Here is a 19,980-nt window from a genome sequence, read left to right on the forward strand (position 1 = left end):
CGCTCACGAAGATCGTTTGAAAGCGCTCGCGTCATCAGATGCTGGCCTCCAATCCAGCCAGCATCTTGAATCACAAACCAGCTGCTTTGGGAATCCTACGATTCTCTCAAAACAGGAACCGCTCTAGCGAGGCGTGACCTGCATCGGCAGACCGCCTTGCGGCTGCGTGGTCAATTTCTGCACCGGCCAGGGTTTTGTGTCGGCCGTCGTGTCGAAGCGGAACCGGGACAAAAGTACGGCGAGCGCGATGATCGCCTCCTGCATGGCGAAGCTGGCGCCGATGCAGACGCGCGGACCCGCGCCGAAGGGCAGATACTGGAAACGGTCGATCTTTTCACGGTTCCCCGGGTGGAAGCGTTCGGGCAGGAAGGCGTCAGGCCTGTCCCACAGCTTCCTGTGGCGGTGGACGACCCACGGCATCACCAGCACGGCGGCGTACTTGGGGATGTAGAGATCCTTCCACATTTCGGGCTCGATTGGCTCGCGATTGATCGACGGCGCCGGCGGATAGAGCCGCAGCGCCTCGTCGAAGGCGGCGCGGGTCAGCGGCATGGCGTCGAGCCACTTCGTCGGATCGGGCTCGCGCGCCAGCACCTGGTCGATCTCCCGTTCGATCCGGTCACGCTCCCAGGGCGATTCGGCCAGGCAATACAGCGTCCAGCCGAGCGCGCGCGCCGTCGTCTCGTGGCCGGCGCCGATGAAGGTGATGATGTTGTCCTCGACTTCCGAGCGCGTCAGTCCGTCGGGGCCTTCGGCCTTGAGCAGCAGCGTCAGGAAATCCTGGGGCACGGCATCGGGATCGCGCCTGAACTTTTCTTCGCGCATCCTGACCGTGTCGGTCACGATCTTGCGGAAATAGGCCATCGTCTTGCGGCCGCGGATGCGGGTCAGCCGCGGCAGCCAGTCGGGGGCGCGCAACAGGTCGAGCGGATCGACGCGGCCCATGGTTTCGAACAGGCGATCGATCTCGTTTTCGAAACTGCCCGGCTCGCCCGCGATCTCACCGGAAAACAGCGTCTCGGCCAGGATGTCGTAGGTGAGCAGCGTCATGTCTTGGGCGATATCGGACGTGCCGCCCGCCTCGTAACGGGTGACAAACTCCAGCGTGCGTTTCAGCATCGGCTGTGCGAAGCCGAAAATGTGGCGCGGCGTGAACACCGGCGCCATTGCCTTGCGCGACCGCTTCCACACCTCGCCCTCGGCGGTCAGCAAGCCGTCGCGCAGGATTGGCCTCAGGATCTTCTGGCGCACCGTCGCCATCTTGTAGTTCTTGGCGTTGTCCACCAGCACATGGCGGATCAGTCCGGGATCATTGGCGATGACCAGCGGCCCACCGGCGCCCTTGGCCGAAATCCAGGGTTCGTTGTAGGTCGGCTCGCCCCAGAGTTCGAGCGGATTGCGATAGACGATGCGGATCATCTCCAGCGTCGAAGGCGGCGATGTGCGCGGCTTCGGGGCGGGAGGAACGAAGGGGGCGGGCTGAGTATCCATGAAGTGCTCCGCTGCTCCCATTAATGTAGTGGCTGGCACACCAGGCGTCCATGTGACCGAACGGCAGACCGGACCGTGGCAGAAGGAACACCAGGGCGGACGGTCTGTTCATCCGATCGTGACCGTTCCGCCAGGGTTCCATCTTGTCCGCTGGAACGCTCTGCCGTAGTGACGGTCACCAACGGATACCGCCCGACAAAGGAGCCTGCCTTGAAGCACCAGTTGAACATCATCATCGGCAGCACGCGGCCCGGCCGCGCCGGTCCGGTTTTTGCCGAGTGGCTGGAGACGTTCGCGCGCGAGCACGGAAAATTCGAGCCAGTGCTGACCGACATCGCCGCCTTCAACCTGCCGGTGCTGGACGAACCGCATCATCCAAGGCTCGGCAACTATCAGAACGACCACACCAAGGCCTGGTCGAAGGCGATCGACGCCGCCGACGCCTTTGTCTTCGTGGCGCCGGAATACAACTATTTCGCGGCACCCGCGATCGTCAACGCGATCGACTATCTCGCCCGCGAATGGAAATACAAGCCCGCCGCCATCTTCAGCTATGGCGGTGTCTCCGGCGGCCTGCGCGCGGCGCAGGCGCTGAAGCCGCTGCTGACCGCTGTCGGGATCATGCCGATCCCGGAAGGCGTCGCGCTGCCGCTGTACCAGAAACTGCTCGACGAGAACGGCGCCTTCGATGCCAGCGAGCAGGTGCGGGGCGGGAGCAAGACCATGCTGGACGAACTGTCGCGCTGGAGCGAGGCGTTGAAACCAATGCGCGCAGCCTGAAAGAGCCGCTCTCAACCCGGCTTGCTCGTGCCATAAAGAGATGGAATGGTCGCCAAATGACTGAGCCGGGGGGCGGTTCGACTTGCGGTTGCTGTTTGCCTTGCTGCTGGTGCTTGCGACCACCGCTATCGCGGTGGCGGAGCGGCGCGTGGCATTGGTCATGGCCGATGACGACTACCGGCTGGTCCGGCCGCTGGCCAACCCCATCCATGACGGCGAAGCGATGGAAGCGGCGCTGAAGAAACTTGGTTTCGACGTGGTGCTCAAAACCAACCGCGATCTCAGGCGCATGCGCCGCGCGCTCGACGATTTCCGCCAAGACGCCAAGGGCGCAGACGTTGCGCTGGTGTATTTCTCAGGCCATGGCGTCGAAATATCGGGCGACAACCGGCTGCTGCCGGTCGATGCCGATCCGTCCTCGCTCGATGCGCTGGACAAGACCAGCCTGCCGCTGGAAGAGGTGCGCGACGCGGTCGCGGCCACCGCGAAAGTCGGGCTGATCGTGCTCGACGCCTGCCGCAGCGATCCGTTCTCGGGGAGCGGCGGCGACGGGCGCGGCGCGACCTCGCTGGCCAAGGATGTCGCCGACAAGGTCACGCCGGGTCTTGGCCGCGTCGGGCGGGCGGAAAACATCCTGTTCGCTTTTTCGGCCGCACCCGGCGAGACGGCCGCCGATGGCACCGGCCAGAACTCACCCTTCACCACGGCGCTGGCCAAATATCTCGGCACGGACGGGCTCGAAATCCGATCGGTGCTGACGCTGGTGCAACAGGAGGTCTACGACCTGTCGCGCGGCAGGCAACTGCCCTATGTCGAGAGCGGCCTGCCGAAACTGTTCTTCGCCGCCGCGGCCAAGGAGCAGTTGCCGGAGCGCGAACGGCTGCTGCTGGCCATGGCCGACGTGACGCCGGACATGCGCGGCGAGGTCGAGCGGATCGCCAGCGACGCCGACATACCGCTGGCGCCGCTCTATGGGGCGTTGATCAGCGCCGACACCAGCCATTTGTCGGCCGAGAGCCTGAATGCAAGGCTGCGCGAGGCGGCCGACGCCTTCGTCAAGGTACGCGCCGAGATGAAGACGCTGGCCGCCGACGATCCGCGTGTGACGGAACTGCGCCGCCAGGCCGAGGAGCAGTTGGCCCTGGGCGCCTTCGGCGCGGCACAGGCGAAGCTGGCCGAGGCGGTCGATATCGACGAGGTGTCGCGCAAGGCGCTGAAGGCGAATTTCGCCGACCGGACGCTGTCGCAGGCGGCGACGCTGTTCCTGTCGGCGGGCGCGGCGCGCGCCGACCTCAACTATGCGGCGGCCATCAAGGGCTATGAAACCGTGCTGTCGCTGTATGGCGAGGCCGGGCAGACCTCGCTCAGCCTGGAACAGGCCGACCGTCAGAGCCGCACGCTGGAGGAACTCGGTATTCTTTACACGACGGTGGGCAATGTCGACGCGGCCGGCCGGGCCTTCGCCGCGCTGTTGGCCAATCTCGAGCAGCGGTCGCGTCAGGAAACCGATCCCAGCGTCAAGCGCGATCTCGCCATCAGCCATATCAAGCTCGCCAACACTGAGGTGGCGCAAGGCAACCTGCCGAGCTCGCTCGAAAACTATGAGGCGGCCAGGGGCATGCTGCAGGAGTTGACCGCAAGCGTGCCGGACAAGAAAGACTGGCTCGGTGATCTTGCCATGGCCAATGACAAGATCGGCAACGTCCTGGCGACACAAGGCGATGTGGCCGCGGCCGCCCAGGCCTATCAACAAAGCCTGTCGATCAAGCAGAAATTGGCCGACGCCGAGCCGAACAGCGCCTATCTGCTGCGCGACCTGACCATAACCTATGACGAAATCGGCGATCTTGCCCGTACCGCCGGCCAGTTGGGCGGCGCCCAGACGGCCTTCGAGGAGAGCCTGAGAATCCGGCTGGCGCTGGCCGAGAACAAACCCGACGACCTTGAGCGCCAGCGCGCGGTCTCCGTAAGCCACGAGAGGATCGGTGACGTGCTGCGCGAGCGTGGCGCCGCCGCCGATGCGCTCGTGGCCTACAACAAGAGCCAGGCGATCGCCGAAGACCTGGTGCGCCGCGACCCTAACGATACCGACTTGAAGCGCGACCTGTCGATCAGCTACGCCAAGATCGGCAACGCGCTCAACGACCAGGAGAGCTGGCCGGCAGCGCTGGCTTCCTATCAACAAGCGCTGGCCGTAGCGCGTGAACTTGCCGCGAGCGACCCTGGCAATACCGACTGGCAGCGCGACCTTTCGGTCTGTCTGGAAAAGGTTGCCGGTGTGCTTGATGCCCAGGGCAATGTCAGCGACGCACTGCGAAACTACCAGGACAGTCTTGCCATTGCCGACCGGCTGGCCAAGCTCGACCCGGGCAATTCCGACTGGCAACGCGACCTGTCGATCACATTCTCGGAAATCGGCATGCTGGAGACCAAGCAGCGGCATTTCGAGGGTTCCAGGAAGGCCTTCGAAGCCAGCCTCGGCATCCGCCAGAAACTGGCTCAATCCGATCCGACCAATGCGCTTTGGCAATTTGATCTGGTTCAGGCCTACATCAACTATGCGTATGTGGCCAAGGATCCGAAGGCGGTGCTGACCAAGGCGCTGAACCTGACGCTGGAGCTAGACCGCACGGGCCGGCTGGCGCCAAGGGACAAATCCACGATCAAATATTTGCACGGCCTTCTCGCTAAATTCAACGCTCGAAAAAAATAGCCGGCTGGCGGCTCGGCATTTGAGCCGGAAATGCCTGCAAACCTTGGAAAAACCGCCTTTAGCGCCTATATCTAGTCGATATCAGAAGCGCGATTCGGGGCCGATTTTTCGCGCTGTACAAGCGGCATCTAGACAACAGGTTTTCATGAGCGACCAGACCGAGAACACCAACGGCGCTGAAGCCGAATACGGCGCCGATTCCATCAAGGTTTTGAAGGGGTTGGATGCTGTCCGCAAGCGGCCGGGCATGTATATCGGCGACACCGATGACGGCTCGGGCCTGCATCACATGGTCTACGAGGTGGTCGACAACGCCATCGACGAGGCGCTGGCCGGCCATGCCGACCTGGTTTCGGTGACGCTTAATCCCGATGGCTCGGTGACGGTTATCGACAATGGCCGTGGCATTCCGACCGACATTCACCCCAGCGAGGGCATTTCGGCGGCCGAAGTGATCATGACGCAGCTGCATGCCGGCGGAAAGTTCGACCAGAACTCCTACAAGGTTTCTGGCGGCCTGCATGGCGTCGGCGTCTCGGTCGTCAACGCGCTGTCGGCCTGGCTGAAGCTCAAGATCCGCCGCAACGGCCAGATCTTCGAAATGAGTTTCACCCATGGCGATGCCGACGCGCCGCTGAAGGCGACCGGCAGCTACGAGCAGGACAAGCGCCCGGGCACCAATGAGGGCCGCAGCGGCAGCGAGATCACCTTCTTTCCGTCCGCCGAGACCTTCACCATGGTCGAGTTCGACTTCGGCACGCTGGAGCACCGGCTGCGCGAACTCGCCTTCCTGAACTCCGGTGTGCGCATCGTGCTGACAGACGCCCGTCATGCGGACGTCGTGAAGCATGAACTGCACTATGACGGGGGCCTCGAAGAGTTCGTCAAATATCTCGACCGCGTCAAGAAACCGCTGATCGAGAAGCCGATCGCCATCAGGGCCGAGCGCGACGGCATCACCGTCGAAGTGGCGATGTGGTGGAACGACAGCTACCACGAGAATGTGCTGGCCTTCACCAACAACATTCCGCAGCGCGACGGCGGCACGCATCTGGCCGGTTTTCGCGGTGCGCTGACCCGCCAGATCACCGGCTATGGCGAATCCTCGGGCCTGACCAAGAAGGAAAAGGTGTCGCTGATCGGCGACGATTGCCGCGAAGGCCTGACGGCGGTGCTGTCGGTCAAGGTTCCCGATCCGAAATTCTCGTCGCAGACCAAGGACAAGCTGGTCTCGTCGGAAGTCCGTCCCGTGGTCGAAGGGCTGGTCAACGAAGCACTCGGCACGTGGCTCGAAGAGCATCCGACCGAGGGCAAGGTGGTCGTCGACAAGGTGATCCAGGCCGCGGCGGCGCGCGAAGCCGCGCGCAAGGCGCGCGACATCACCCGCAAGACCTCGCTTGGGGTCACCTCGCTGCCCGGCAAGCTGGCCGATTGCCAGGAACGCGACCCGGCGAAGTCCGAAATCTTCATCGTCGAGGGTGACTCGGCAGGCGGCTCCGCCAAGGGCGGCCGTTCGCGGCAGAACCAGGCGATCCTTCCCTTGCGCGGCAAGATCCTCAATGTCGAGCGGGCCCGCTTCGACCGCATGCTCTCGTCCGACATGATCGGCACACTGATCACCGCGCTCGGCACCTCGATCGGCAAGGACGAATTCAACGCCGACAAGCTGCGTTACCACAAGATCATCCTGATGACCGACGCCGACGTCGACGGCGCCCATATCAGGACCCTGCTGCTCACCTTCTTCTTCCGGCAGATGCCGGAGCTGATCGAGCGCGGCCATCTCTACATCGCCCAGCCGCCGCTCTACAAAGTGACGCGCGGCAAGAGCTCGCAATACATCAAGAATGAGAGCGCCTTCGAGGAATTCCTGATCGATTCAGGGTTGGAGGAGGCTTCGCTTACACTTGGCTCGGGGGAAGTGCGGACCGGACAGGATCTGCACGGCGCCGTTGCCGACGCGCTGGCCGTGCGCCAGCTCATCAACGGCTTGCACACGCGCTACAACCGCAACGTCGTCGAGCAGGCGGCGATCGCCGGCGGGCTCAATCCCGATGTCTTCGCCGATCTTGGCCGTGCCAACGCGATGGCGGAGCGGATCGCGCAACGCCTCGACATCATTGCCGAGGACACCGAGCGCGGCTGGACCGGCCGCATGTCGACGTCGAACGAGGGTATCGGCGGCTATGTCTTCGAACGCACCGTGCGCAGCGTGAAGGAATACGCCCATCTCGACATGGCGCTGATCAATTCCGCCGATGCACGCCAGCTCGACCGCTACGCGCAGCGCCTCAGCGAGATCTACGAGATGCCGCCGGTGCTGCGCCGCAAGGATGTGTCCGAAACTGTCTCGGGGCCGCTGGCGCTGCTCAACGCGGTCTTCGCGACCGGCCGCAAAGGACTGACCATGCAACGCTACAAGGGGCTCGGCGAGATGAATGCCGAGCAGTTGTGGGAGACCACGCTCGACCCGAATGTGCGCTCGCTGCTGCAGGTCAAGGTCAACGACGCGACCGACGCCGACAGCCTGTTCTCGCGGCTGATGGGCGACGAGGTGGAACCACGGCGCGAATTCATCCAGGACAACGCCCTGTCGGTCGCCAACCTGGATATTTGACCGACCGCCCATCGGCGCGCCAGGCAATTCCAGAAAGTGCGGAACGGTTTTCCGGGGAAAAGCGATAGCGCTTTCCCCTGGGGGACTTCGTCAAGACAACGAATAGAGCGGTTCCGCGTTTTCGTGAGACAATGAACCGTTCTACGCCGCGCCAGTTTGTTCCATCGCCGGCAAACAAAATCATTTCATAGCCCATCGGAACGGAAGCTCCCGAGAGACATTGTGACAGTATCGATCACAATTTCTCACAAGGAGACATCCATGGGACGCGGCATCTTGCTCTGGTTGCTCGGCATTCCGATTCCGATCATCATCCTCATCATGCTGTTCGTACGGTAGGGGGCCTGAAATGCAGTCCGCCCTATCGGCTGTCAACGTATCCGCTTCGACGGAATCGTCCTCCACCGCGGTCAGCTGGGGACCGATCATTGCCGGCGCCTTCGCGGCCTCGACGCTGACATTCATCCTCATGCTGCTCGGCTCGGGCCTCGGGCTCACTATGGTTTCGCCATGGTCGGGCTCCAGCGCATCGATCACCACCTTCGCGGTGTCCACCGCCGTCTGGCTGGTCATCGTGCAATGGCTTTCCTCCGCTGTCGGGGGCTATTTGGCAGGACGGTTGCGTACCAAATGGGTCGGCATCCACACCGACGAGGTCTATTTCCGGGACACCGCCCACGGCTTTCTCGCCTGGGCGTTGGCCACGCTTCTCGTTGTAGGCGTACTTGGCTCGGCGCTTTCCGCCGCGATTGGATCAGGTGTACAGGCCGCGTCCACCGTGGCCTCGGGAGCCGCCATGGGTGCGTCGGCCGGCGCCTCGGCCAATGCCAGCGGCGCATCGGCCGACAATGCGACCTCCTATCTGGTGGATTCGCTGTTCCGGCCGGCCGATCCGGCCAAGCTCGCGGCCGCCAATCCAGGCGATGAAGCCGCGGCAGCCGGGCAGGCCTCACGTATCCTGATCGCCGGCGCCGTCGCGGGCGAGGTCTCCGCGGAAGACAAGACCTATCTTGCGCAATTGGTCGCCGCGCGCACCGGCCTTTCCGAGGCTGACGCCAAGACACGTGTCGACGCGGTGCTGGCGAAGGCGCAGGACGCGAAGGTCAAGGCGAAGCAGGCGGCCGACACGGCAAGAAAGGCAAGCGCCACCTTTGCGCTTCTCGGTGCCCTGTCGCTGGTCATCGGCGCCTTCATCGCCAGTGCGGCCGCGGCTCTCGGCGGCAGGCAGCGCGACGAAGAGGAAGCCGTTTTCCTGACCAACGGATGAAGGCAAAGCATCAGGACAGCACCAAAGAGCCCGGCATCGACCGGGCTCTTTCTTTATTCGACAGTCAAGATCGGCCGGATCAGTGATCCATCGCCTTGACGATCTCTTCGGTCATCTTCTTGGCGTCGCCGAGCAGCATCATGGTGCCGTCCTTGTAGAACAGCGTGTTGTCGATGCCGGCATAGCCAGAACCGAGCGAGCGCTTGACGAACAGGCAGGTGCGGGCCTTGTCGACGTCGAGGATCGGCATGCCGTAGATCGGGCTGCTCTTGTCATCACGCGCGGACGGGTTGGTGACGTCGTTGGCGCCGATGACATAGGCGACGTCGGCCTGCGCGAATTCGGAGTTGATGTCCTCGAGCTCGAACACTTCGTCGTAAGGCACGTTGGCCTCCGCCAGCAGCACGTTCATGTGGCCAGGCATGCGGCCTGCGACCGGGTGAATGGCGTATTTGACATCGACGCCGTTGGCCTTGAGCTTGTCGGCCATTTCGCGCAGCGCGTGCTGCGCCTGCGCAACCGCCATGCCGTAACCCGGCACGATGATGACCTTCTGCGCGTTCATCATCAGGTAGGCGGCGTCGTCGGCCGAACCCTGCTTGACGGTGCGCTCGATGCCGTCGTCAGCCGCGGCGGCCGCCTCGCCGCCGAAGCCGCCGAGAATGACCGAGATGAAGCTTCGGTTCATGCCCTTGCACATGATGTAGGACAGGATCGCGCCCGATGAGCCGACCAGCGCACCGGTGATGATCAGCGCCAGATTGCCGAGCGTAAAGCCGAGAGCCGCCGCTGCCCAGCCCGAATACGAATTCAGCATCGAGACAACGACCGGCATGTCGGCGCCGCCGATCGGGATGATCAGGAGGATGCCGAGCACCAGCGAGGCGGCGACGATCAGCCAGAACACCAGCTTCGATTCCGTACCGACCAGGAGCACGATCAGGACGACCAGGGCGATGGCAAGTGCGGCGTTGATCAAGTGACGGCCGCCGATCATAATCGGCTTGCCGGACATGCGGCCATCGAGCTTGAGGAAGGCAATGACCGAGCCGGTGAAGGTGATGGCGCCGATGGCGACGCCGAGGCTCATCTCGATCAGGGCCTGGGCATGGATGTCGCCAGCGGTGCCGATGCCGAAGCTCTCCGGTGCGTAGATGGCTGCTGCCGCCACCATGACGGCGGCAAGGCCGACCAGCGAGTGAAAGGCTGCGACCAGCTGCGGCATCGAGGTCATGGCGATGCGGCGCGCGGTGACGGCGCCCACGCCGCCGCCAATGGCGAGGCCAAGCACGATCAGGCCGAAGCGGCCAGCGGACGGGGTTGCCAGCGCCAGCGTGGTGGCAATGGCGATGCCCATGCCGATCATGCCGTAGAGATTGCCCTGGCGGCTGGTTGTCGGATGCGACAGGCCGCGCAGCGCCATGATGAACAGGACGCCGGAAACCAGGTAGAGGAAGGACGCGAAGTTGGCGTTCATGGCGCTCTACTTGTCCTTCTTCTTGTACATGGCCAGCATGCGCTGGGTGACGAGGAAGCCGCCGAAGATGTTGACCGAGACCAGCATCAGCGCGACGAAGCCGAAGCCTGCGGCAACGCCCGAAGCCGCGATACCGACGGCGAGCAACGCACCGACGACGATGACGGACGAGATGGCGTTGGTGACGGCCATCAGCGGCGTGTGCAAGGCGGGCGTCACCGACCAAACGACATAGTAGCCGACGAAGATCGCCAGCACGAAAATGGCGAAGCGGAAGACGAAGGGATCGATGGCGCCGCCCGACAGCGCGTGCGCGGCATTACCGGCGGCCTCGGTGCCGCCCGGGGCATTGGCCAGGTTCTGCACCGCGAGCCTGACGGCAGCACTTGCCTGGTCGAGTTGATCCAGGGCTTTCTGCAAGGTCTGATCCATCACGCGGTCCCTTTCGGCTTAGACGCGGGCGATTTGGGTGCGGCAGGTTTCTTCGCTGCCGCCTTTTTCGGCGCAGGCGTGGACGCATCGGCGACCAAGGTCGTGGCCGGGATCACCGCCGGCTCGACATAGGGCTGCTGGTCCGCCTTGGCGAAGGCCGGGTGAACGACCTTGCCGCCATCGGTCAGCATCGTCGCCTTGACCAGGTCGTCGTCGCGGTTGATGGCAAGCGTCTTGGTCGTCTTGTCGACCAGCGTCTCGAGGAAGGCGAACAGGTTCTTCGCGTAGAGCAGCGAGGCGGATGCGGCGACACGGCCGGGCACATTGAGGTGGCCGACGATCTTCACATTGTTGGCGGTGGTGACGATCTTGCCTGGCTCGGCACCCTCGACATTGCCGCCGCGCTCGACAGCGAGATCGACGAGCACCGAGCCCGGCTTCATCGAGGCGACCATGGCGGCGGAGACGAGCTTCGGCGCCGGCCGTCCCGGGATCAGCGCCGTGGTGATGACGATGTCCTGCTTGGCGATGTGCTCGGCGGTGAGTGCCGCCTGCTTGGCCTGGTATTCCCTGGACATTTCCTTGGCGTAGCCGCCGGCGGTCTCGGCGGCCTTGAACTCCTCGTCCTCGACCGCCAGGAATTTTGCGCCGAGCGAGGCGACCTGTTCCTTGGCGGCGGGGCGCACATCGGTGGCGGTGACGACGGCACCGAGACGGCGCGCGGTGGCGATCGCCTGCAGCCCGGCGACGCCGACGCCCATGATGAACACTTTCGCTGCAGGCACGGTGCCCGCCGCCGTCATCATCATCGGCAGCGCCCGGTCATATTCCGACGCACCGTCGATCACCGCCTGGTAGCCGGCAAGATTGGCCTGGCTGGACAGGACGTCCATCGATTGGGCGCGGGTGATGCGTGGCATGAATTCCATCGAGAAGGCGGTGACGCCGGCCCTGGCCAAGGCCGCGACGGCCGCATCGTTGCCGTAGGGATCCATGATGGCGATCACCGCGGCGCCAGCTTTGTAACTCTTCAGCTCGGCATCCGTTGGCCGGCGAACCTTCAGCACGACATCGGCCTTGGCGACATCCGAGGCCTTGCCTATGACGGCACCTGTCTTGGCGAATTCTTCGTCGGGGATACGCGATCTCGTGCCGGCGCCGGCTTCGACGATGACGTCGAAACCCAGGCCCGCCAGCCGCTTCACCGTATCGGGCGATGCCGCGACGCGCGGCTCGTTCGCATCGAGCTCACGAGGGATGAAAACCGTCTGTCCCACCGCATGATCCTTTCGGCTGGAACCTGTCTGCGCGACGTGTCGACCGGGATATCCGGCTACGTCAACCGCAAGAGGGTTTTGGAAGGTCTATCGCAGAATGAAGGCGCCGACGGCCATGATCAGCACGAACAGGATGGTCGCCGAAAAAAAGCCGCCCGCAAAGAAGCCGAAAGCCATCGCCAGAAGCAGAGCGCCGCAGAAGAGCGAGCCATATTTGGCCAGCGCCAGAAAGCCCGCATAGGTACGGTCATGCTCGGCATAGTCCATCTTCGCGCCCAGTTCTACAGGACCGGTCGGCGTGTGCTCAGCCATAGGAATACCCCTTCGAAGACATCTTTCAGGCACATACCGAAAAGCTGGGCGCAGAGCAATGGCGCTATTGCCGCATCGCAGCCGACAACTGCCTCAAGGGAAAATTGAAACTGGCCGCCGATGCCGGGCAATCGGCGGCTTTGCGGCACGCTTGACCCGCTGTCTCAGCCGGCCAGATGCGGAAACAGGCCCAGCAGTCCAACGACAATCAGATAGAGCGCGACGATGTAGTTCAGCAGCCGTGGCATGATGAGGATCAGCACGCCGGCAATCAGCGAGATGAGCGGCGTGAGGGCCAGCGAGTGGATGGTCATGACCGTATTCCTTCCCACGAACAATGCGACACGCCCGGGGCGAACGCCCGTTGGGCAGAATTGCGGCGATACTCGATGGCGATGCCGCTACTCATAACGGCAGATCCGCGGGAAAGGTTCATGATGCCAGGAAGGCGCCCGTTCAGGCAGCGTCGCGATAGTATTTCGCCGTCGGTACGATGGACAGCGGCGTCAGCCGGTTGATGGCCGGATTAGCGAACATCATCCGCTGCTCCACCGCCGTCGACTTAAAGAACGGGAACCGTTCGAGTGTCTGGCGCAAGTTTTCGCCGCAGGGGATTTCGAACAGAGCGATCGGCGCAAGAACACCCGGGAACACCTTGCCCTCTGTCCTCTGAATGGCATGGAAGATGCGAGCATAGTAAGCGGAATGCTCGATCTTGATCGGCGTAAGCACTGCCGTAAGGTTGAAGTAACTGGCGGCCACCATGCCAAGCCTGAGCGTCAGAAAAGGCAGGACTCCGGGCGCGGGCGCACTGTCGGCATCGGTTGCGAAGCGAGTCCCGTCGATGAATGTCTCTCCGCGGGCAAGCCGCTCGGTTAATATTTCCGGATAGGCGTCGACGGACGGCGAATGAGGGTGCTCTCGGGAAATGTAGTGGAGCCGTAATGTGCTGACCAGGTGTCCATCGAAGTAGACGCCGAACCGATAGGAATTCGGCAGATTGTCCCAGCGATCCTCGAACATCCCGCTGGCGATCGGGCCGCACATGCCCGATTGCAGGTAGGAATGATAGCGAAGGCGGTAGATCGCCTCCAGATCCTCGCCTCCAGTGATGAGACGATAGTCGACATGCTCCAGCAATTGCATGATCGAATGGTTCAGCGCCGACCCAGCATTTGCGCCGGCGCCAGCCCGCGCATCGTTTCTTGCAGCATCCATTCTCAAGTCCTCGTATCCGCCTCTGAACAGGCTATTCGAGTTGAAATGAGACACAAGCCGAAAATTCGACCCTACCAATTTACCACTTGTTAACCTTAACGACCGGAGATTCTGGCGGCAGAGTGGTGTTGGCTAAAGGAGCAGTTTTGGCGTCCAGATCCAAGTTCGCGTGAAAACTACTGAGCGCTTTGCTTGGAATTGTTCCAAGTCACTGCCAAATATGCTGGTTCGTACGAGCCCGCCACACGATCCAAGCAACGCACATTATTGACTTCGATGGGCGGGAATTTGCGGCGAAAGCTAGCCGGCTGTGCGCTTGGCGGCGAGACGCAGATCCGCGGCAAATGGCCAGGTGACGTTCGACATCGTCTCGATACCCGACGCGCTGAGCGCTGCGCCGAACAGGAAGCCCTGGACAAGATCCGGCTTCACCGAATGCAACAAGACCTTAAGCTGCTCGAATGTCTCCACGCCTTCGATGGTGACGGTAAGCCCCAGGATACGGGTCAGATCGACGACGCCCTTCAACAGCTCGAGTGAGCGCGGATTGTGGGTGATGTCCATCACGAACGACCGGTCGATCTTGATCTTGTCGAGTGGAAGCTTATGGAGATAGCTCAGGCTTGAATAGCCGGTGCCGAAATCGTCGAGGGCGATGCGGACGCCGAGCTGCTTCAGTTCCTCGATATATTGGCGGGTCAAGGACTTGTCGTCGAGCAGCGCGGTTTCCGTGACTTCGATTTCTAGGCGGCCGGCGGCGAGGCCGGAGTTCGCCAACGCATCGCGCACCTTCTGGATGACGTCGCGGCTGCGGAAATCCCTGGCCGAGAGATTGACCGAGACGCTGGTCTGGTCAGGCCATTTGGCGCATTCGGTGCAAGCCGCATGCAGCACGAAGGTGCTGATTTCGGAAATGATGCCCATCTCCTCGGCCAGCGGAATGAAGATGCCGGGCGAAATCGGTCCGAGATCGGGATGGTCCCAGCGGCAGAGCGCCTCGCAACTGGCGATGCGCATGGTGTTCATCGCCACGATCGGCTGGTAGACGACCCGCAGGTCCGTGCTTTCCACGGCACTGCGCAGATCCGCCTTCATCAGCTGGCGGTTGCGGAACGCGGCGTCCATCGCCGCCTCGAACAGCCGCCAACCGTTCTTGCCGAGCTCCTTGGCCTTGTAGAGCGCCAGGTCCGCCTTGACGATCATGGCGTCGACATCGGTCCCGCCGACCTTGGACAGCACCGCGCCGGCGCTGGCCTGGATCCGCAACCCGTGGCCCGCGACGTCGACCTCTCCCTGCAGCTCGGCGAAAATCCGGTCGAGCAGGCTCTCCAGGTGGCTCTCATCATCGATGCGGTCGAAGAACAGCATGAACTCATCGCCACCGAAGCGGCTGACGGTAAGGCCTTGCCCGGCGATGGCCGCCAGGCGATCGGCGACGGCGTAAATCAGCCCGTCGCCGACAGGATGTCCGAGCGTGTCGTTGACGCTCTTGAAATCGTCGAGGTCGATCACGGCGAGGCCGCACAGGCGGTCGCGGTCGCCGGAGGCCATCAGTTCGCCGACCAGTTCGTGGAAATAGGCACGGTTGGGAAGGCCGGTGAGATTGTCGTAGCGCGCCATGAACCGGATCTTTTCCTCCGCTTCGACGCGCGCCGTAACATCCTCGAAGGTGATCACGCCGAGTTCCTGGCTGCCTTCGCGCGCGGAGAATTCGTAATGCTGGCCGTTGGCGAGCGAAACAAGCACCTTGCGGTCCCTGCCCTCGCGCAAGGCGCGAGTCAGCTGCGCCTCGACGTAGCGGCAGTCCTTCGGCGCCAGCATACCGCCGGCGACGCCGCGCATCAGAAGGCCGTGGATGGAGCGCCCGAGCAGCGCGTCGGCCGATTTCAGCGACATCAGATGAGCGGCCTCGGCATTGGCGACCGCGACACGCCCGTCAGGGCCGAGCATGACTAGGCCGTGCGACATGGTGTTGAGCGCGCGGTCGAACCTGCGCGTTATGCTTTTCGCCTGCTGGTGGCCGATGACCGCGGAAAAAAGCACATTGCGAACATGGTCGGCGCTGTTGATGGTAATGAACGTCATCGGGAAGATCATCAGACCGAGGACGACAGACGGGGCATCCTGACGCAGCAGGAGCGCAACTGCCATCGGACCGATGAAGGTTACGGAAAAAATCCGCACCATGCGCGGAGAACCGTAGTTGCGGGCGACAACCGTGACCAGGGTTGCCAACGTCAGCGACATCGCCGCCAGTTCGGCGAATGGGTCGGGATACACATAGATCGACACGAAGCACAGCGCACCCAAACCGAGGCCCTGCAAGCAGCCTTTGAAGATGTAGCTGCGCTCCAATCGGTGTGCGTGTTCGACATCGGCAATCATGCCGCCGGTCTTCAGGAAGCTGCGAATACCGAAATAACGGAGAAGGCTGATCGGCAGTAGAATAAAAGAAAAGGCCAGAAACAACAGATTTTGCGTGCGCTGATAAATCATGAATCCGAGGATCCAGTAGCACGCGCCACCGATCACCAACATGTGCGCGTTGTCGAACAACGACCGCACAAATTGGATATAAACATCCGCGGGGATGCTTTCGGTCTTTGTTTTGCCCATATGGTCGGCCCAACGCTAGGCCTTGTCATGCCACAACCGCCTTAAGAAAGGCTTAGAACAGGGGGTTAAGCAACGGCTTCGGTCCGCCTGCCAAGGCGAGAGGGGCTTACAGCCCGAAAAAGGCTTTGAACATTGGTGGAGGAATCACTCAGCGGCACTGAGAACCGGTATCGGCATCGTTTGGGTCAGCCGCTGGAGCAACCTGCGGCGCTCGCCCGCCGCCTTTTCGGCGCTTGCCCGCCGGACATGGCCGTAGCCGCGGATCAGCGCCGGGACCGAGACCAGGGCTGTCGCGGCCTCGATCTTGCCCGGCGCCAGCGAGTTGGCCACGAGCTGCAGATCGGCTTCGTACTGTGCCAGCAACTGCCGCTCCATGCGCCGTTCGGCGGTGTAGCCGAACAGATCGAAAGCAGTGCCGCGCAGACCCTTCATCGCCGCGAGCACGCGTAAACCCTTCATCATCCAGGGGCCGAAGCTCGATTTCCTCGGTTTGCCGTCATTGCCGCGACGCCCCATGATCGGCGGCGCGAGATGAAATTCGAGCTTCTCGTAGCTCTGGAACTGCTTGCCAAGCTCGGCGGCGAAGGAGCCGTCGGTGTAAAGCCGCGCCACCTCGTATTCGTCCTTGATCGCCATCAGCTTGAACAGGCTTTTGGCCGCGGCCTCGGTCACATCGGTCGAACCCGGCATGGCCTTCGTTTCCGCCGCTCGCAGCGTCGAAATCCTGTCGGCGTAGCGCTTGCCGTAAGCAGCATTCTGATAGGCGGCGAGGAAGGCGACACGGCGGGCGATGATCTCGTCGAGCGTCTCAGCGACCGAAGCGGCCTGTCCGGCCTTGTCGGCGAAGCCCGGCTGGGCGACGAGGCCGCGCACGAAATCCGGCTGATGCGCCGCGCGGCGACCCCAGCGGAAGGCGGCGATATTCATCGCCACCGCTTCGCCGTTCAATTCGATAGCCTTTTCAACAGCTTCGGCCGAGAGGGGCAGACCGCCGTGCTGGAAGGCAAAGCCGAGCATGAACATATTGGCGCCGAGCGAATTGCCGAACAGTGCGGTGGCGGTGCGGGTGGCGTCGAAGAAATGCGCCTTGTCGTCACCGGCGGCGGACCGGATCGCCTTCTTCAGGCGCTCGACCGGCAGCGAGAAATCGGCCGATCGGGCAAATTCGCCCGGCATGATCTCGGCGGTGTTGGCCAGGAAGATCGTATGCCCCTCGCGCACCGCGGTCAGCACCTTCTTGGCGCCCGACACGACGAGATCGCAGCCAAGTACGAGGTCGGCCTTCCCAGCCGAAACGCGGATGGCATTGATGTCTTCCGGCGTGCGGGCGATGCGGACATGAGTGAACACCGAACCGCCCTTCTGGGCGAGGCCGGCCATGTCGATCATGCCGCAGCCCTTGTCCTCCAGATGCGCCGCCATGCCAAGCACGGCGCCGATGGTGACGACGCCGGTGCCGCCGACGCCATCGATGATCGCCGCCCAGCCCTCGACGCCGAGCGGGAATTCGGCTGGTGTCGGCACGCCTTCAAGCGGGTCGGTCCCGCCGGCCAGGCCTTCGGCCTTGCGGATCTTGGCACCGTGCACGGTGACGAAGGACGGGCAGAAGCCGTTGACGCAGGAGAAGTCCTTGTTGCAGCTCGACTGGTCGATCTTGCGCTTGCGGCCGAATTCGGTCTCCACCGGCTGGATCGAGACGCAGTTCGACTGCACGCCGCAATCGCCGCAGCCTTCGCAGACCAGTTCGTTGATGAAAACGCGCTTGTCGGGGTCGGGAAAGGTGCCGCGCTTGCGGCGGCGGCGCTTTTCGGCGGCGCAGGTCTGGTCGTAGAGCAGGATCGACACACCCTTGACGTCGCGCAACTCGCGCTGGACGAGGTCGAGGTCGTCGCGATTATGAATGGTGGCGCCGGCCGGAAACTCGGCCTTGCCCGCATATTTGTCGGGTTCGTCGGTGACGACAGCGATGCGGTCGACGCCCTCTGCCCGCACCTGCCTGGCGATCATGTCCACGGTCAGCCCGCCCTCATGCGGCTGGCCGCCGGTCATGGCGACGGCGTCGTTGTAGAGAATCTTGTAGGTGATGTTGGCTTCGCTCGACAGGGCGAAGCGGATCGCCAGCGTGCCGGAATGGTTGTAGGTGCCGTCGCCGAGATTCTGGAAGATGTGGTCGCGCCTGGAGAACGGCGCCTGGCCGACCCATTGCGCGCCCTCGCCGCCCATGGCGGTGAAGCCGAGCGTGTTGCGGTCCATCCACAGCGCCATGAAGTGGCAGCCGATACCGGCGGCGGCGATCGAGCCATCAGGTACCTTGGTCGAGGAATTGTGCGGACAACCCGAACAGAAGAAGGGCGTGCGCGAGCCGATGTCGGTGGCGTCCGCCAGCATCGCCTGGAACTGGCGCAGCTTGGCGACCCTTGCCGAAATCTCCTCGGACGGGCCGATGGTCTTCACGATCCTCTCGCCGAGCGCAATGGCGATCTCGTTGGGGTCCAGCGCGCCCTTGGCCGGGAACAGCCAGTCGCCGCGCTCGTCCTTCTTGCCGACAATGACCGGCCGCGAGGCCGTGTCATAAAGGCTCTCGCGCAGCTGCACCTCGATCAGCGAGCGCTTCTCCTCGACGACGACGATGGTGTCGAGACCGCGGGCGAACTCGGCAATGTGCTGCAGGTCGAGCGGCCAGGGGCAGCCGACCTTGAACAGCCGCACGCCGATGCGGTTGGCTCCCGCCTCGTCGATGCCGATATCCTCCAGCGCCTGGCGGACGTCGAGATAGCTCTTGCCCAGCGTGATGATGCCGAGCTTCGGGTTGCGGCCGCCCGAATAGACGATCCTGTTCAGCCCATTGGCATGGATGAAGGCGGAAGCCGCGGCACGCTTGTGCTCATGCAGCCGCTCCTCCTGGCCGAGCATGTCGATCTCGTGGCGGATGTTGAGGCCGCCCGGCGGCATGTCGAAATCCGGGACGACGATCTTCAACCGTTCGAGCGAGGCATCGACCGAAGCCGTCGATTCGATGTTGTCCTTGACGCATTTTATCGCCGCCCAGGTGCCGGCAAAGCGCGACATGGCAAAGCCATAGAGGCCGTAGTCGATGATCTCCTGGACACCGGCCGGGTTGAGGATCGGCACCATGGTATCGACGAAGAGGAATTCGGTGGCGTGCGCATTGGTCGAGGATTCGGCCATGTGGTCATCGCCCATGAGGGCAAGGACGCCGCCATGTTTCGACGAGCCGGCGAGATTGGCGTGGCGGAACACGTCGCCCGAACGGTCGACGCCCGGCCCCTTGCCGTACCAGACCGAAAAGACCCCATCATGGGTGCCCTCGCCCAGCAGCTCCGTCTGCTGCGAGCCCCAGCAGGCGGTGGCGGCCAGCTCTTCGTTGAGGCCGGGCTGGAAGACGATGTCGGCCCCGGCGAGCTGCTTTTTCGCCTTCCACAGCTGCATGTCGAGACCGCCGAGCGGCGAGCCGCGATAGCCGGAGACGAAACCTGCCGTGTTCAAGCCAGCGCGGCGGTCGCGCTCGCGCTGCATCAGGAGCATACGAATGACTGCCTGCGCGCCGGACAGGAAGATACGCTCCTTCCCGAGATCGAACTTGTCGTCGAGCGCGACATCATGCAGCGTCATCAGGCATTTCCTCTGCGAAGGCCGCGCGGGGCAGCGGCCAACGTCGGGATCGGATGACGCATCCTTTCTTCCCTTGCAAGGCAGGTCAAACAAAATCGAAAGGACCAGCCAACGCGCAACAAACAGTCCGGCGGATGCTGGACCGCG

At 63.2% G+C, this 19,980-nt stretch carries 13 protein-coding genes; 4 read left to right on the forward strand and 9 right to left on the reverse strand.

What is annotated here, in order from left to right; genetic code table 11:
- Positions 1–123 precede the first annotated feature (123 nt).
- Positions 124–1,491, reverse strand: coding sequence for a cytochrome P450 (locus EN824_RS31930; protein WP_127872945.1), 1,368 nt, complete (start codon positions 1,489–1,491; stop codon positions 124–126).
- A gap of 210 nt (positions 1,492–1,701) precedes the next feature.
- On the opposite strand from EN824_RS31930, the gene EN824_RS31935 reads away from it, so the two are divergent.
- The 4 genes from EN824_RS31935 (at position 1,702) to EN824_RS31950 (ending at position 8,868) form a co-directional block, all read left to right on the forward strand.
- Positions 1,702–2,271, forward strand: coding sequence for an NADPH-dependent FMN reductase (locus tag EN824_RS31935; protein ID WP_135883727.1), 570 nt, complete (start codon positions 1,702–1,704; stop codon positions 2,269–2,271).
- A gap of 82 nt (positions 2,272–2,353) precedes the next feature.
- Entirely contained in the window at positions 2,354–4,984 is a 2,631-nt protein-coding gene (locus EN824_RS31940; protein WP_189522258.1) for a caspase family protein, read from the forward strand.
- Positions 4,985–5,129: 145 nt separating this feature from the next.
- Positions 5,130–7,601 carry a DNA topoisomerase (ATP-hydrolyzing) subunit B gene (gyrB, locus tag EN824_RS31945; protein WP_127872943.1) on the forward strand — a complete coding sequence of 824 codons (2,472 nt, stop codon included), beginning with the start codon at positions 5,130–5,132 and terminating at the stop codon, positions 7,599–7,601.
- Positions 7,602–7,950: 349 nt separating this feature from the next.
- A complete protein-coding gene (locus EN824_RS31950; RefSeq protein WP_135862419.1) occupies positions 7,951–8,868 on the forward strand; it encodes a hypothetical protein in 918 nt (305 codons plus the stop codon).
- A gap of 79 nt (positions 8,869–8,947) precedes the next feature.
- Here EN824_RS31950 and EN824_RS31955 read toward each other — a convergent pair whose 3' ends face one another.
- The 8 genes from EN824_RS31955 to EN824_RS31990 all read right to left on the reverse strand — a co-directional run bounded on the left by EN824_RS31955 (position 8,948) and on the right by EN824_RS31990 (position 19,833).
- Complete coding sequence (locus EN824_RS31955; protein ID WP_135862421.1) at positions 8,948–10,345, reverse strand: NAD(P)(+) transhydrogenase (Re/Si-specific) subunit beta; 1,398 nt, start codon at positions 10,343–10,345, stop codon at positions 8,948–8,950.
- A gap of 6 nt (positions 10,346–10,351) precedes the next feature.
- On the reverse strand, positions 10,352–10,780 hold the full coding sequence (locus EN824_RS31960) for an NAD(P) transhydrogenase subunit alpha (RefSeq protein ID WP_189343545.1): 429 nt from the start codon (positions 10,778–10,780) through the stop codon (positions 10,352–10,354).
- The gene (locus EN824_RS31965) at positions 10,777–12,054 is read right to left on the reverse strand and encodes a Re/Si-specific NAD(P)(+) transhydrogenase subunit alpha (RefSeq protein ID WP_127872940.1); all 1,278 of its coding nucleotides are present in this window, start codon (positions 12,052–12,054) and stop codon (positions 10,777–10,779) included. Before EN824_RS31965 ends, EN824_RS31960 begins: the two co-directional genes overlap by 4 nt.
- Positions 12,055–12,141: 87 nt before the next feature.
- Positions 12,142–12,366, reverse strand: coding sequence for an aa3-type cytochrome c oxidase subunit IV (locus tag EN824_RS31970; protein ID WP_127277793.1), 225 nt, complete (start codon positions 12,364–12,366; stop codon positions 12,142–12,144).
- 164 nt (positions 12,367–12,530) lie between these two features.
- A complete protein-coding gene (locus tag EN824_RS31975; protein ID WP_015314280.1) occupies positions 12,531–12,680 on the reverse strand; it encodes a DUF3096 domain-containing protein in 150 nt (49 codons plus the stop codon).
- 142 nt (positions 12,681–12,822) lie between these two features.
- Positions 12,823–13,584: an acyl-homoserine-lactone synthase gene (locus EN824_RS31980; RefSeq protein ID WP_127277800.1), complete on the reverse strand. Its 762-nt coding sequence runs from the start codon at positions 13,582–13,584 to the stop codon at positions 12,823–12,825.
- A 300-nt stretch (positions 13,585–13,884) separates the two neighbouring features.
- On the reverse strand, positions 13,885–16,200 hold the full coding sequence (locus tag EN824_RS31985; RefSeq protein ID WP_135933080.1) for an EAL domain-containing protein: 2,316 nt from the start codon (positions 16,198–16,200) through the stop codon (positions 13,885–13,887).
- A 144-nt stretch (positions 16,201–16,344) separates the two neighbouring features.
- Positions 16,345–19,833 (reverse strand): indolepyruvate ferredoxin oxidoreductase family protein, encoded by a 3,489-nt coding sequence (locus tag EN824_RS31990; RefSeq protein WP_135933081.1) that lies wholly within the window; start codon positions 19,831–19,833, stop codon positions 16,345–16,347.
- Between the last annotated feature and the right edge of the window lie 147 nt (positions 19,834–19,980).

The organism is Mesorhizobium sp. M8A.F.Ca.ET.181.01.1.1 (assembly GCF_004792025.1).
Lineage (GTDB): Bacteria > Pseudomonadota > Alphaproteobacteria > Rhizobiales > Rhizobiaceae > Mesorhizobium.

Bases quoted from the DNA above. Each gene is read 5' to 3' on its own strand.
- EN824_RS31955 (WP_135862421.1), bottom strand. From the start codon at position 10,345: ATGAACGCCAACTTCGCGTCCTTCCTCTACCTGGTTTCCGGCGTCCTG.
- EN824_RS31930 (WP_127872945.1), bottom strand. From the start codon at position 1,491: ATGGATACTCAGCCCGCCCCCTTCGTTCCTCCCGCCCCGAAGCCGCGC.
- EN824_RS31975 (WP_015314280.1), bottom strand. From the start codon at position 12,680: ATGACCATCCACTCGCTGGCCCTCACGCCGCTCATCTCGCTGATTGCC.
- EN824_RS31970 (WP_127277793.1), bottom strand. From the start codon at position 12,366: ATGGCTGAGCACACGCCGACCGGTCCTGTAGAACTGGGCGCGAAGATG.
- gyrB (WP_127872943.1), top strand. From the start codon at position 5,130: ATGAGCGACCAGACCGAGAACACCAACGGCGCTGAAGCCGAATACGGC.
- EN824_RS31980 (WP_127277800.1), bottom strand. From the start codon at position 13,584: ATGGATGCTGCAAGAAACGATGCGCGGGCTGGCGCCGGCGCAAATGCT.
- EN824_RS31990 (WP_135933081.1), bottom strand. From the start codon at position 19,833: ATGACGCTGCATGATGTCGCGCTCGACGACAAGTTCGATCTCGGGAAG.
- EN824_RS31950 (WP_135862419.1), top strand. From the start codon at position 7,951: ATGCAGTCCGCCCTATCGGCTGTCAACGTATCCGCTTCGACGGAATCG.
- EN824_RS31985 (WP_135933080.1), bottom strand. From the start codon at position 16,200: ATGGGCAAAACAAAGACCGAAAGCATCCCCGCGGATGTTTATATCCAA.